15 protein-coding genes are annotated in these 13,373 nt (G+C 59.2%); 5 read left to right on the top strand and 10 right to left on the bottom strand.

Features of this window, described 5'->3' with window-relative positions:
• Window positions 1–71: 71 nt before the first annotated feature.
• Window positions 72–2,045 carry a heme lyase CcmF/NrfE family subunit gene (locus C8264_RS14275; RefSeq protein WP_108461643.1) on the top strand — a complete coding sequence of 658 codons (1,974 nt, stop codon included), beginning with the start codon at window positions 72–74 and terminating at the stop codon, window positions 2,043–2,045.
• 80 nt (window positions 2,046–2,125) lie between these two features.
• On the opposite strand, the gene C8264_RS22845 is transcribed toward C8264_RS14275, so the two are convergent.
• The 3 genes from C8264_RS22845 to motA all read right to left on the bottom strand — a co-directional run bounded on the left by C8264_RS22845 (window position 2,126) and on the right by motA (window position 3,906).
• A complete protein-coding gene (locus C8264_RS22845; protein WP_342748701.1) occupies window positions 2,126–2,347 on the bottom strand; it encodes a transglutaminase-like cysteine peptidase in 222 nt (73 codons plus the stop codon).
• Entirely contained in the window at window positions 2,331–2,702 is a 372-nt protein-coding gene (locus C8264_RS22840; protein ID WP_342748700.1) for a transglutaminase-like cysteine peptidase, read from the bottom strand. The genes C8264_RS22845 and C8264_RS22840 overlap by 17 nt, the downstream gene beginning before the upstream one ends.
• Window positions 2,703–3,042: 340 nt before the next feature.
• Complete coding sequence (gene motA / locus C8264_RS14265; protein WP_108461642.1) at window positions 3,043–3,906, bottom strand: flagellar motor stator protein MotA; 864 nt, start codon at window positions 3,904–3,906, stop codon at window positions 3,043–3,045.
• Window positions 3,907–4,039: 133 nt separating this feature from the next.
• On the opposite strand from motA, the gene C8264_RS14260 reads away from it, so the two are divergent.
• Window positions 4,040–4,351: a hypothetical protein gene (locus C8264_RS14260; RefSeq protein ID WP_108461641.1), complete on the top strand. Its 312-nt coding sequence runs from the start codon at window positions 4,040–4,042 to the stop codon at window positions 4,349–4,351.
• 196 nt (window positions 4,352–4,547) lie between these two features.
• Here the strand turns inward: C8264_RS14260 and C8264_RS14255 are convergent, their stop codons facing one another.
• Both C8264_RS14255 and C8264_RS14250 read right to left on the bottom strand, forming a co-directional pair.
• A complete protein-coding gene (locus tag C8264_RS14255; protein WP_245893203.1) occupies window positions 4,548–5,012 on the bottom strand; it encodes a Fur family transcriptional regulator in 465 nt (154 codons plus the stop codon).
• Window positions 5,013–5,031: 19 nt separating this feature from the next.
• Window positions 5,032–6,369, bottom strand: a complete 1,338-nt coding sequence (locus C8264_RS14250) for an Nramp family divalent metal transporter (RefSeq protein WP_108461639.1) — start codon at window positions 6,367–6,369, stop codon at window positions 5,032–5,034.
• A gap of 304 nt (window positions 6,370–6,673) precedes the next feature.
• Here C8264_RS14250 and C8264_RS14245 point away from each other — a divergent pair, with 304 nt between their 5' ends.
• Complete coding sequence (locus C8264_RS14245; protein ID WP_108461638.1) at window positions 6,674–6,877, top strand: ribbon-helix-helix domain-containing protein; 204 nt, start codon at window positions 6,674–6,676, stop codon at window positions 6,875–6,877.
• Window positions 6,878–7,409: 532 nt separating this feature from the next.
• Here C8264_RS14245 and C8264_RS14240 read toward each other — a convergent pair.
• Window positions 7,410–8,467, bottom strand: a protein-coding gene (locus C8264_RS14240; protein ID WP_205245685.1) for an IS630 family transposase whose coding sequence is annotated in 2 segments (ribosomal slippage) — window positions 7,410–7,975 and window positions 7,975–8,467 — 1,059 coding nt in all. Because the reading frame shifts where the segments join, the coding sequence is not laid out codon by codon here.
• 146 nt (window positions 8,468–8,613) lie between these two features.
• Between C8264_RS14240 and C8264_RS14235 the strand changes: the two genes are divergently transcribed.
• Entirely contained in the window at window positions 8,614–9,258 is a 645-nt protein-coding gene (locus tag C8264_RS14235; RefSeq protein WP_245893201.1) for a disulfide bond formation protein B, read from the top strand.
• Window positions 9,259–9,619: 361 nt separating this feature from the next.
• Here the strand turns inward: C8264_RS14235 and C8264_RS14230 are convergent, their stop codons facing one another.
• The 4 genes from C8264_RS14230 to C8264_RS22595 form a co-directional block, all read right to left on the bottom strand.
• Entirely contained in the window at window positions 9,620–9,874 is a 255-nt protein-coding gene (locus tag C8264_RS14230) for a DUF2171 domain-containing protein (protein ID WP_108461636.1), read from the bottom strand.
• A gap of 139 nt (window positions 9,875–10,013) precedes the next feature.
• Entirely contained in the window at window positions 10,014–10,634 is a 621-nt protein-coding gene (locus tag C8264_RS14225) for a cation efflux transmembrane domain-containing protein (protein ID WP_108461635.1), read from the bottom strand.
• 374 nt (window positions 10,635–11,008) lie between these two features.
• A complete protein-coding gene (locus tag C8264_RS14220; RefSeq protein ID WP_245893219.1) occupies window positions 11,009–11,218 on the bottom strand; it encodes a MucR family transcriptional regulator in 210 nt (69 codons plus the stop codon).
• The gene (locus C8264_RS22595; RefSeq protein WP_245893199.1) at window positions 11,161–11,328 is read right to left on the bottom strand and encodes a hypothetical protein; all 168 of its coding nucleotides are present in this window, start codon (window positions 11,326–11,328) and stop codon (window positions 11,161–11,163) included. The genes C8264_RS14220 and C8264_RS22595 overlap by 58 nt, the downstream gene beginning before the upstream one ends.
• A gap of 974 nt (window positions 11,329–12,302) precedes the next feature.
• Between C8264_RS22595 and C8264_RS14215 the strand changes: the two genes are divergently transcribed.
• Window positions 12,303–13,217 (top strand): DUF3991 and toprim domain-containing protein, encoded by a 915-nt coding sequence (locus C8264_RS14215; RefSeq protein WP_108461634.1) that lies wholly within the window; start codon window positions 12,303–12,305, stop codon window positions 13,215–13,217.
• Window positions 13,218–13,373: the final 156 nt, after the last annotated feature.

Below are 13,373 nucleotides of genomic sequence, written 5' to 3'. Positions count from 1 at the left end.
GTGCTTCACGATCGTACCGCCCGGGGTCCAGTTCGCCAGGTTATCCGATTAAGTCCGCAGGGAGTTGCATGATGGCAATCGAGTTAGGGCACTTCGCGTTAGTACTCGCTTTTGCGATCGCGTGCGTTTCGGCAATAGGCGGCTACTTCTATTGGCGCAGCGGGGAGCGCATTGCGCTGGTCTTGGGCCAGAGCGCGGTGCTGCAGTTTATTCTGGTGGCGATTGCCTTCGCGGCCCTGATCCAGGCCTTCGTCAAGTCCGATTTCTCGCTGGCGCTGGCGGTCAATAATTCGCATTCGCTGAAGCCCCTGATCTTCAAGATCTCCGGCGTCTGGGGCAACCACGAAGGCTCAATGCTGCTGTGGATCCTGATCCTGGTGGCGTTCGGGGCCATGGTGGCGACCTTTGGTCGGCGCCTGCCATCCGATCTGATGACGCTGGTGTTGGCGACGCAAAGCCTGCTGGTCGCGGCCTTTGCCGGCTTCACGCTGTTTACCTCAAACCCGTTCGAGCGGGTTGTTCCCGCGCCATTTGAGGGCAATGACCTCAATCCAGTGCTGCAGGACATCGGCCTCGCCGTTCATCCGCCTCTGCTGTATATGGGCTATGTCGGCTTTTCAGTCTGCTTCTCCTTTGCCATTGCCGCGCTGATCTCGGGGCGCATCGACCAGGCCTGGGCGCGCTGGGTGCGGCCCTGGACCATGCTGAGCTGGACCTTCCTGACGCTGGGCATCGCCATGGGTTCCTACTGGGCCTATTACGAGCTGGGCTGGGGCGGCTGGTGGTTCTGGGATCCGGTGGAAAATGCCAGCTTCATGCCGTGGCTGGCCGGCACCGCGCTGCTGCATTCGGCGCTGGTGATGGAAAAGCGCAATGCGCTGAAAATCTGGACGATCTTCTTGTCCATCATCACCTTCTCCCTGTCGCTGCTCGGCACGTTCCTCGTGCGCTCGGGCATCTTGACGTCGGTTCATACCTTTGCCAGTGATCCGACACGCGGGCTGGTGATCCTGACGTTGCTGGCCCTGGTCATTGGCGGCGCCTTTGTGCTCTTCGCGTTGCGGGCTTCCTCGCTGCGGCAGGGCGGCCTCTTCGCTCCAGTCAGCCGCGAAGGCGCGCTCATCCTGAACAACCTGTTCCTAGCCAGCGCCCTTGGCGCCGTGTTGGTGGGCACGCTCTATCCTCTGCTGCTCGATGCTTTGACCGGCACCACAATTTCAGTCGGCGCGCCCTTCTTCAATCTCACATTCGGCGCACTGATGTCTCCGCTGCTTCTTGTGCTGCCCTTCGGGCCGCTGCTAGCCTGGAAGCGCGCCGACATCGTCGGTGCAGCGCAACGACTGATCGGTGCGGCAGCACTTGCCGTTTCCTGCACAATCCTCGTTGCAGGGCTGGGTGGTGTGTCGATCTCGCTGGCGCCGCTGGGCCTGCTACTCGGCTTTTGGGTAGCCTTCGGCGCCATCGCGGAACTTATCGACCGTAGCAAGATGGGTCGCATTCCGCCCAGCGAAAGCTGGCGTCGGCTGATCGGCTTGCCGCGCTCGACCTGGTCGACCGCTTTGGCACATTTCGGCATAGGGGTAACGGTGCTCGGTATCGTCGCCACTTCCGCCTGGGAAACAGAGCTGGTGACCACGCTCAATCCGGGCGACAACGTTGAACTCTCGGGCTACGTCATCGCCTTCGATAGTTTGGCTCAGGTCCCCGGACCGAACTATGTTGCCGATGAGGGGCATTTTACCGTTACGTCACCGGCCGGCGACACTCGACCGCTCATCGCCGAACGTCGAACCTATGTCGCCAGCGGCATGCCAACCACCGAGGCGGCCATCGAAACTTACTATTTTTCACAACTTTATCTTCAGCTCGGGGAGCCACTCGAAGCGACACAGGTCATACGCGTGTGGCACAAGCCTTTCATCACCCTCATCTGGTTCGGCGCCGTTTTGATGGCTGCGGCGGGGGTGCTGTCACTGTCCGATCGCCGCTATCGCATTGGGTTGCCACGCACGGGCGATGGGACTGTTCGGGCACCCGCCGAATGAGTTATTTGCCTAACCGGCGGGATAGCCGAAAGCGATGGTCGAGCAAGGCTCGAACGCAATCTGGAGCTCATTGAAGGGCTTCAGCTGTGATCAGAGTTGCGTCGCGCGCCCACCGCTATGTCGGCGCTTTCGGCCACAAAGGTTGGACGATTGTCTTGAAGATCGACCCACTGACCGGCATCCGCTTGGGACTGACGCTTGACATAAGAATATGGCGTTTTCGACCACCCAAGAACCCTGCCTCCTGATCGTCGAGTACGAGGTCTCCGCGATCGGTGCGGACCATCAACACCGCGTGCCAGCGCCGTTGCCCTGCTTCGCCACGGTGATCAACAAGGTGCTGGCCGGCCATCCTGCGTCCATAAGTGCGCGCCGCTTTGCCAGAACATCGTCCTCGCAGTCGCCCGCCCCACCGGGATAAGTCCAAAACTCGGCAACCTGGTACAGGTCGTCGTCAGAGACGGGACGAACCTCGGCATTGTATCGGGCGTTGATCGTGAGGAGTTCGTCCCAAAGAAGCTGATCCAGCGCGACAGCTGGAACCAAAGCGGGGTTGCGGACGCATTCGAGGGGACGGGAGCGACAGAATTCCATGTGCCCAACCGGAATACTTGTAATGCTTCCTAATGAAGCAAACGCCGGGTTGGTCAAATCCATCGCTGAAGCTGCAGTGGAAGGCACGACCAACATAGTCGCTACAAATAAAGCTGCGATTATCCTGCGGAGCATAGTCTCGTCCCTGTGCAGGACGAGGCTAAGGCGGCGAGATTGGCTCTCCCGGTACAATGCTTCTAAATTGAAGCGAATTAGACGCAGAACTTCAATCAGTCGTTAGCCATCAGGCGGGGGAATTCGCTTGTTGGCTCAGGAGTTGCCTAAGCCTTGTTTCTACGGCGCGGCGGTTCGACATCCATTCCCCTTCTTGCTAAGCCGGCCCAGTGGCGGGTGTTCTTTGGGGGTCGAACGACAGCTCGGCCAGTGCTCAGTCGCGATCGCGCTAGGTGGTCGCCGGCAAGTTTTGTGTCGCGAGGTCAACCTCCTCGAACGTTGGCCGAACATCGGACATCAAAGCCTTGCGCGCGAACTCGACCGCCATGACCGGTACCTGGCCGGAGATGTGGGCCAACAGTCCCGCCTTGAGGGACAGGAAATACTTGGATTCGGACTCGTAGGTTCCACGCAGCGACTGCGCCATCGGCCCGAATAGCCCGTAGGCGATGAACACGCCGAAGAAGGTGCCGACCAAGGCACCGCCGATCATATGGCCGAGGACCTCCGGCGGCTCGCTGATCGAGCCCATGGTCTTGATCACGCCGAGCACGGCAGCCACGATGCCCAATGCCGGCGTGCCGTCGGCGAGCGACTGGAAGGCGCCGACCATGCGCTCCCGCTCTTGGTGATGGGTCTCGAGCTCCTCGTCCATGAGAGCTTCCATCTCGTGGACGTTGTTTGACCCGAGGGTGACCATGCGCATGTAGTCGCAAACGAACTCGACGGCATGGTGATTCTTTGCAAAGGTGGGGAATGCGTTGAACAGCGTCGAGTCCTTAGGGTTCTCGACATGCTGTTCAAGGGCGAGGATACCCTTAGCCTGGACCAGCTTGTACATGGCGAACTGCATGCCCAACAGCTCAAGGTAGGCCTGCTTCTTGTACGCCGGGCCCATGAAGATTTTGCCGATCACCCCGATCGTTCCCTTGAGGACAGCGCCCTGATTGCCGATGATAAACGCACCGATCGCGGCGCCCAGGATGATGACGTATTCCCAAGGCTGGACCAACACCGCGAGCTTGCCGCCCATGGCAGCATATCCGCCGAAAACGCAGAGTAGGATGACGATAATGCCGGTGATGAGTCGCATGGAGAACCTGTGTGGTTGGCCGGATCGAGAGGCGATCCTGCACTCGCCGCACTTTGGGTAAGTAACCTTAAGCCTGCGTAAAGGCCCTTGCTGCATCCTGCCCTACGGCTACTGGGAACCGTGATTCTTTGCTATGGACGTTTCGTTCGACCCGCTTCACATGCATGCCGGCCTGCTGGTGTTCTTCACTGCATTGGTCGTTTTCCGGGGCTTCGGCTCTACGGCTCTTCCACTGGTCTGCGTGGTAGCAGTCGAGGTGGTGCTGCTCTGGTCCGGGTTAAGGGGCGCGGAGCCCGAAGGGCAATTGGCTCTCAACAGCTTCCTGTCCGCTATCGTTTGGCCGTTCGTCATCGTGGTGTTGGGCCGCCTGGGGCTCCTTGCCCTCTTGGCGCCTACCGCTGATGCGGGAGCTAAGGTCGACCGGAACGATGGTCGGCAGTCGTAACCGGCAGGGCTGTGCCTGTTAGGTTAACACGTTAGGTACCCTTGTGGCCGGGAGGCCTGGCGGTCGATCAAGTCCGGTTTTTCCCGTGCACCAAATCGTTGCCTGCAGGGCCGGGTGCTGGATCAGCAGAGGCCGGAGTGAAAATCTGCGGCGAAGTAGCCATGGTCTTCTTTGCCTCTGGTCGCAATTTCGCGCCTCATGATCTTAAGCCCGACGCATCCGCCGCATCACCCGCTATAGCCACGGACGACTGCTCATCTGCGATGGGCACCACATAAAGTATCCGCCTTCGACGGACGATCCTATAGCCTAGGCCGGCGGCGATCTCCTCCTCCAGGGCGTTCAGGGCGTTGTCCGTAAACTCGAGTATCTTGCCGCTTTCGAGGTCGACTAGGTGGTCGTGCTCTGGACTGGCAGCCAGTTCGTAGCGGCTCCTCCCGTTCACGAAGTGCCGCGTCTCGACCACGCCTATTCTAGTGAGTTGGGCCAGCACGCGGTACAGACTGGCCAGGGATATGCTTCGTCCCCCCGATCGTACGGTATCCCGCACTCCTTCTATGTCGAGATGACTCCCTGTAGTTGCCAAGGCGGTGAGGACCGCTGTCAAGTTGCCGGTCGATCTTAGCCCTCTTTCCCGGCAGGTCCGCGTTAGGGCGTCCACGTCTCCTCCGCCTACCATGTCAGAGCACGAAGTCGACCAGCAGCTTGGCGTTCAGTCCGGCGATCACGACCGCGATAAGCAGCGCGAAGGCGATCAGCCATTTTGGCGCGACCATTTCGCCCATCTTCGTCTTGTCTGCCGTGAACATGACCAAGGGGAAAACCGCGAAGGAAAGCTGAAGGCTCAGTATCACCTGAGTGAGAATAAGAAGTTGGGCGGTGCCGGACTGGCCGAACCATATCGTTACCCCTGCCGCAGGAATTATCGCGATTGCCCGGGTTATCAAGCGACGCAGCCAGGGAGCGAGCTTGATGTCGAGGAAACCTTCCATGACGATCTGGCCTGCCAGGGTAGCCGTCACGGTGGAATTAATTCCGCAGCACAGCAGCGCGATACCAAATAGGGTCGGCGCGATCTCCAGGCCTAGCATCGGAGCGAGCAGGCTGTGCACTTCGCTGAGCTCGGCGACCTCCGTCTGACCGGCAACGTTGAACGTCGCCGCTGCCAAGATCAGAATCGAAGCGTTGATGCACAGCGCGAACATCAGGGCCACGGTTGAATCGATAGTGGCGAACTTTAGTGCCTCGCGTTTCTCCGGCAGGCTGTCTCCGTAGTCCCGGGTCTGCACGATGCCCGAATGGAGGTAGAGATTGTGCGGCATCACGGTGGCTCCGAGGATACCTAGCGCCAAGTATAGCATTTCCGGGTTGGTGACGATCTCAGTCGTCGGCGCGAATCCACGGATAACATCGCCCCAGTTGGGGTCTGCCAAGGCGATCTGAACCACAAAGCATGCGGCGACAACCGCCAGCAACGCGATGACCAATGCCTCGACCCAGCGAAAGCCGAGCTTCTGCAGGTAGAGGATCAGGAACACGTCGAGGGCCGTGATCAGCACACCGATTTCCAAAGGGATGCCGAAAATAAGGTTCAAGCCGATAGCGGTGCCGATAACCTCGGCAACGTCGGTTGCGATAATGGCTACTTCTGCTAGCGCCCACAGGACGTAGGCGACTGGCTTGGGAAATGTATCCCGGCAGGCTTGGGCTAGGTCACGACCCGAAGCAATAGCCAGGCGTGCGCACAGGGATTGCAGTACTATGGCCATGATATTGGATACCAGCGCGACCACGAGGAGCGCGTAGCCAAATTTGGAGCCACCGGCCAGCGAAGTGGCCCAGTTGCCTGGGTCCATATATCCGACCGCGACGAGGTAGCCGGGCCCGACGAATGCGACAGCGCGACGCCAGGTCGAGGACTGGCTTTTCACCGCTACGGTACGGTGGACGTCCGACAGGGACGCCTCGCCCCCGCTCCGGGCCCAGCCGGTAAACACCTTAGGTACACGGGCATCCATCGCAACCCCATTTGCTCTTGCAAGTCATTTGCAATAAGCACGCGGGCGAGGCTATGACAAGCCTAGATTCTTGTTTTGGAAGTTTCTAACGTCGTCCCTTTCCGAAGAAGGGAGATTAGTTCAAACCGTAGATTCGGGATGAAAGTCCGGTCTGACCCCCACCTAATTGGACCTAGGTTAGGGTCATCGGTGTGCGGTTTGCTACGTTGGCGAACACTTTGCCGCGGGTGGAGAGAACAAAAAGCAGTGGTTTGCAGCGGGCTAGTCGGTAGAGTGCAAGGTCTCGCATGAAGTGGAGAACGCCTTGCAGGAGCGCATCACTGTACGCATGACATCTGAAATGGTCGCCCGCATCGATGCGTGGATCGCCAGCCAAGCGGGTTATGTCAGCCGCCAGGACGCAGTAAGGCGCTGCGTGGATTTTGCGCTCGGTGAAAGCCACAGCGATCGCCAAATCGGGGCAACTGAATCACTGGCAGCGGCCTATGATGTAAGATTGGAAACCTGAAGGAGCGGCGGCAGCAGCGTTGAGCCATGTGCCACGCGTTCCGCCCTCCCTAGTGTTCACCCACGAGGGGTTTGCAATGCGATCACTGCGGCCATACCTGGGCGATAGGCGTCGTCGCCTAATAAACCATGAGCATTTGTAGATGAGGGGAATAGCCCTTGCGATCTACGGAAGCCGCATGCGTCGACGCACCTCATGCTCTGATACACGCTTGACATTTCGCACCTAGGCTTGACGCTCGTGCCGTTTTGGCAAGCCGTGGGCCATACACCTCACGTCGAGCATGCGGTTAGGGCTGTTCAGGACGCGGACTCATCTCTAGGTCAAGACCACGTCGGCGCCCACGAAGCTGGCCATCACGTTGGCGCTGACCATGCGCATGAATTACCCATCTTGCGGGTAGCAAGTCTGCCGCAAAGCGAAGTATCAGGCCGTCGCTGGGGTATATCCGCGTCTTTAAACGGCGTTGGCACACAGCCACATAGTCTCGAACAACCTCCTAGACACATCTGATACCAAATCTCACTGACGCTCACCCATGGGCCCATTTGCGCAACCCGATCGACATGATGCGCCATGGCTGCTCGATGAGGCGGTTCCAAGCGAAGCAGCAGTGATCGAGGATGTCCTCATAGGATTTGAAGATTCGGTTCGAGAGCCAGTTGTCGCGCATGAACTGCCAGACGTTTTCGACCGGATTGAGTTCGGGGCATTTCGCGGGCAGCGGCAACAAGGTGATATTGACGGGCACCACGAGTGCGGCGGAGATGTGCCATCCCGCTTGATCAAGCAGCAGCACGGCATGGGCACCGGGCGCCACGGCGGCTGAGATTTCCGCTAGATGGAGCATCATGCCTTTGCTGTTGCAGCGGGGCAGAACGAGCCCGGCGCCTTTCCCCTGCGCCGGACAGATCGCGCCGTAGATGTAGGCCGAGGTGGTCCGCTGATCCTTGGGTGCCGATGGTCGCGTCCCGCGCCTGGCCCAGCGTCGAGTGATCCCGTTCTTCTGGCCGACCCGGGCTTCGTCTTGCCACCACAGCTCTATGGGTGTGCCACCAGGGAGCCTCGCCTGGATCGCTGCCACTGCGGCGGGGAAGTTTTTTTAAACGTCGGCATGGCATCGGCGTCTTGCGCATGGTGACGGGGTCGCGCCGACAGTTTGCGATAGCCCATGGCGCGCAACTCCCGGCTCAGCGTCTGCTTGCTGATCGAGACCCTGAACTCATCCCAGACCCACTGCGCCAGATCAAGCAGCCGCCACCGCACCACCCCGTGTGCAGCCGGGATTGGTCCGCTCGCCACGATGGCCGCCAGGGCCCGGCGCTGGGCATCGTCCAGCAACGCAATGCCGCCCGGCGCAATACCATCGACCAAGCCATCGGGGCCAGCTGCGTTGAACCGCAATACCCAGTCCCGCACGGTCTGAAGACCAACACCGCCCACCCGCGCCGCCTCACTCCGCGTGCCCCCCTCATAAATCGTCGCCAGCGTCAGCAGGCGTCGCACATAGTTGCCAACCCGGCTCGTGCGCGCCAGCGTCCGTAGTCCCGCCGCACTGTAATCAAACCGAAGCCCTATCGCCGCTGCCATCGCAAACCTCCCTGGGTTGCGAATCTGAAGCAGACTACAACGCGTTTGGGAATCCCCCGGTGAGTCAGGGTTCAAGGGATTTGGTATGAGTCATCGACAGCGGAAACGATAACGTGCCCGCGTGCTGTGCTTGATGAGGTCTTTCTATGCAGAAATTCGTCCTGCCGCCGGGCATTATCCCCGTCGGACAACCACCCGTTGGCGCTGCAGCGCACGGCGGTAAAATCCGCGCCAACGCCTGGGTAGTGGGAGCAGGTTGCACGCTATTGGCCATCGGTGCAGCAATGCAGGTGATCTCCATACACACAAATGCAGCGTACGCTGCGTTGGGGTTGGCGGCCGCCACCATTTTAGGTGCTTTGGCATCCGAAGTGCTCGGAGGCTTGGTACCGTGTGAGTTGTGCTTGACACAACGCGTGCCCTATTACGCGGGGATCCCACTTCTGCTCGCGAGCATTCTTGTGCCACCGCGGGCTGTTCGATTCGGATTGAGACTTGGTGCCCTGGCGCTCTTTCTCTGGGGAACCTATATGGGCATCTATCACGCGGGTGTAGAGTGGCAGCTATGGGCCGGTCCAACCGCTTGTACGGGCACCGGCTCGGATTTCAGTTTCGATGCACTAGCCAGTCTGAATGATTCACGCGTTGTTCCATGCGACAAAGTTCAGTTCCGTTTCCTTGGCCTGAGCTTGGCTGGCTGGAATGTAGGCGCCTCGTTTCTGGTATCGGCCTTGATAGGTTCATCGCTTGGATGGGACCGCACCGAGCGAACGGTGAAGAACCAGCCATGAGACGCGCCGCACCCCGAAATCGGCGATCGAAGTGGCGGCACGTGGTCTGGCTGCCCATTGCCGCCCTCGTCATGATCATCACCATGCTGGCAGCGCCACCGCTGATTTTGTTGATTTCCCCGCAGCAGCCAAGGCTCGAACATAGAAGCGCCCTTGATCTTGGAGCCTGGACTTTGTCGGCCGTTGTGATCCCCGGTCCGTCACAAAAGCTGTCGGTAGATGTCGAACTCATTCCCAAGGAGCGGGACAATATGCAGCCTCCCCCTTGGCCGATCATTTCGGCCGTCATGCGCGGGCATCTCCTTCATCACCCCTCTCTGGTTGGCTCTACTCCTTCTCGGCGAAAATTTAAGGGCTTACGTCAGTCGGCAGACGATCCATCCTTTTCCTCATCGAGCAGCACAGCGTTGGCGCCGGTGGGAGATAGGCGGACGACATCGTTCTCTATGGCCGCCACAAGGCCACCCGGGATATAGTGGCTATGGTCGCCATGCGAACCGCCTCCAACAATCTCGAGCTTAATACGGTCTTCTTCTACAGAAGCAACCTTGCCGACCGGGACGCCATCGGCCCCAATGACCAACATGCCTTGGACGATTTCCGAAAGTAAATCCATTAATCTATCTCCATCACAGCAACATCGTCCGGCCGTGACCTGCCAAGTCCAGCGTGTCACATGTGTTCGAGTCACGAAGCACTGCCGAGTTTGCTGAAGCACCTTAACTGAACCGCCCGCCATTGGCAAAAACTCGCCTCTATTGCTTCCATTTGCCCCTGTGCACAGCTTTGTGATGTTCGCGATGCGCGTCGCGCAGAATTTCAATTCCTCCCCAGGCCGCAAGACCCGCGACGGCAACACCAACCAGGAGATCCGGCCAGTTGCCCCCTAACCACCAGACGAGACCACCCGCGACCAGTATCCCACCGTTCGAAATGAAGTCATTGATGCTAAAGGTATTGGCCGCCCGGACATTCACGTCGGGCGCCTCGATACGCTTCAGCAGCCATATGCAGGTGCCATTCACAAGCGCTGCGATGAGAGCCATGGAGGTCATGAGCGGACCCAGTGGCTCGGAGCCAAGATAGTAACGCCGAACCGCATCTATTAGAATGCCAGCAGCAAAAACTAGAAGTAATCCTCCCGATATGTTGGCCACGATCCTCTTCCATTTATCCGAGCGCGACATGGCAAACAGGCTTATTGCATAGACTAAGCTGTCAGAAGTGTTGTCCAAGCCATTGGCTATCAGCGCGCTGGAATCGCCCGCGGTCCCCGTCGCAAAAAAAGCGACCGCAATTGCCACGTTCAACAACAGCACGATCCAGAGGACCTGCCGCTGACGATACGCTGGAGGGCTCACTATGCTATTGGCCATGCGTCGATTTGCATTTCAAAATCGTGCCTTGCTGGCCACATCAATTTGGCCATCCAATATTCAATCCTCGCTGCATTTCGCCAAATCTTCCATAGACCAAAGGTGGCCGAGAGGTCCGCTTCCGATTCGTTAACCATAACCATAAATGCTGTAACTTCCAGTTTGGAGTGTTCCTGTGCGCGGCAGTAACCTAATCCACCTGAAGCACGTTCATTGGTCCCTGTTGGGTGGCTTACTCATTACAAATGTTTTGACATTGGCAGCATTGCTGATGAACACGGAAATCGTCGGGATCTGGAAAAAGCGCTCAGATACACTGGCTGTCTATGAAGAGCGTATCGCCCATCCTAGCTTAAGTGTCGATCGACTTCGATTCAGAGAACTTGCAAATGATCGTGTCCCATAGCGTGGTGATGGGTTGCCAGGTGCCGCTTGAGCGATTTGAATTTCTTGCCATCTTCCAGACAGACCAGAAAATCCGGCGTTACCGACTTTCCAATTGGCACGGCGGGGGCAAGTTTTTCCGTTACCTCGGTACTGGGTGCGGCCCCCAAGCCGCGTAATGCCGCATGGGTATCGGCGATGAGCTTGGATAGATCAGCAGCCGCAACAGAATTATGCTGACATAGGCCGCCACAATATCGGTAGTCAGCCCAATGAAATCGTCTTCAATAGTGGCGGGCTCGTCGGTCATTGCTCGATCCAGGTGAATTTTATTCCAGATAGTTGAGGCGGTTCGCTCTCTAACCACACCAAGAACACTCGTCCTCAAAATTTAGCGGCTTTGAGCCGGTAGGATGCGGCGACTTGACACTTACGTGGCAATAGTCGATCGCGTGATTTGGTTCTCCTCGTGTACACTATTTCCGCTTTTTCGGCCTAATTCCAGTCCTGACCTTTCGGTCAACCCCAGCGTACCGGGTTAAGCAAGCGTGCCGCAGCTCACGAACTAGTAATCCGATCGCCCCGGTCCTTTGCCTGAACGACCCCTGCCTGTGCCATGACGGCGCATAATCCCATGCATAGGGAGATCTGTCCAACGTCGGCGCCAGCCAGCAGGCGTATCTTACGACTGGCGGTCCCCGGGGAGACCGCCCCGCTCGCAAACACAGCTCTATCCCCGGCTTCCGGCCCGACTTGTCCGATCAACCAATCAAGGGTCCGGTTATGCAGAGCATGCGGCCGCTGCGGCAAATGTCTTCGCGGTGATCGCGCCCGGTCCACCAGCCTTTCGGGTCGCTGTCGAGCGGGGATGGTCCCTGCTTCAAGACAGGGAACCGCATCAATGTCATACGATATCACCTCGCCCGCAAAGCCGCCTTTTACCTCTCCCGGGACATGATGGTCCCCGTTGTCCTCTTCTGCATCGACGGTCAGTTCGGTGTCATGGAAGCCCGCGAATATGATGGGGACGAAGGCTCGAGCGTTCATGAATATGATCCCCACCAATGTGGTTGCCGGGCTCATTGAGCCCGGTTGCACCTGCCGCTTGCGCCGTCAGGGCGCAAGGGAGGCTGCGCCGCGCCCAGCCTCTCATTTTTGCCGGGTTGCCAGTCGCGCCCTTGCCGCCCTTCGGTCTTCGCGGCGTTTGGTTGGCGCCTGGAGAAGTCGGGCAATGGACACCGAAGAAAAAGGATAGGTCTCGCGCTGGCGGGACCTGCAAAAAATATGGACAAGAGAGATATTGAGGCGCTGCGCGGGACGGTGTTCTGCGGCGCTCTGCTGGAGCGGGATGGCTGGAGAATTGATCTCAGGCAAAGCACCCCTCGCGCGGTAAAATATCGCCGTGCCGAGGGGGAAATCATCATCGTCATCCACAATGGCAAGGGATGGTTCGATCCGCTGTCGGATGCCAAAGGCGACGTTTTCAGCCTGGCCGAACACCTCGGCGCTGCGGGCTTCGTCGCGGCCCTTGATCTGGTTTCCGAGGCCGTTGGCTTTGTGACCGCTGCGCCGAGATGGGAGCGATCGGCTCGCGCCGGCCCGATGGCACCGATCGAAACCCGCTGGCACGCTCGTAATAGCCCGCGACCGGGATCGCCGACCTGGCGCTATCTCAGCGCTGAGCGCTGCCTTCCCGATGGCGCTATCCAGCTTGCCATCGACCAGAAGCTTCTGCGCGAAGGGCCGCTTGGCAGCATGTGGGCGGCGCACAACAATGCCGCTGGGCAGGTGTGTGGCTGGGAAGAGCGCGGGTCGGATTGGCGCGGTTTTGCTACCGGAGGCGCCAAGACACTGTTTCGGTTTGGCGCCGTTGGCTCCTCGCGGATCTGCGTCACCGAGGCCGCGATTGATGCAATGAGCCTGGCGGCACTGGAGGGGCAGCGGTCGGACACGCTTTATCTCAGCACCGGTGGGGGCTGGTCGCCAACGACCGCTGCAGCCATCGATGGCCTGGTGCGCCGCCCCGCTTGCGCTCTGGTCGCCGCGACCGACGCCAATCGTCAGGGCGATATCTATGCTGATCGTCTGCGCGCTGTTGCGGATGAGGCGGAATGCCATTTCTCCCGGCTGCGGCCAGATGCCGAAGACTGGAACGACCAGTTGCGCCGGCTGGCTGCAGGAAAAAACCTGAAGCAGTAAAAATGAAAATGCAGGAGGGCTGCTGCCGCATACCCGACCGGCACATCAAGGGTAAAGCTGCGCCCGCTTGCGCGGCCCTTGACCCGCCGGACCGGCGAGGCGGCTGTGGTGGAGGGGTGATGAGAAGGCAAAAATGATGGTCCCACCGGGAGGAGG

The sequence above is a fragment of the Devosia naphthalenivorans genome (assembly GCF_003056355.1).
GTDB lineage: Bacteria > Pseudomonadota > Alphaproteobacteria > Rhizobiales > Devosiaceae > Devosia > Devosia naphthalenivorans.
The sequence above is the reverse complement of the archived record's forward strand: the minus strand, read 5'-3'. Positions and strand labels throughout refer to the sequence as shown.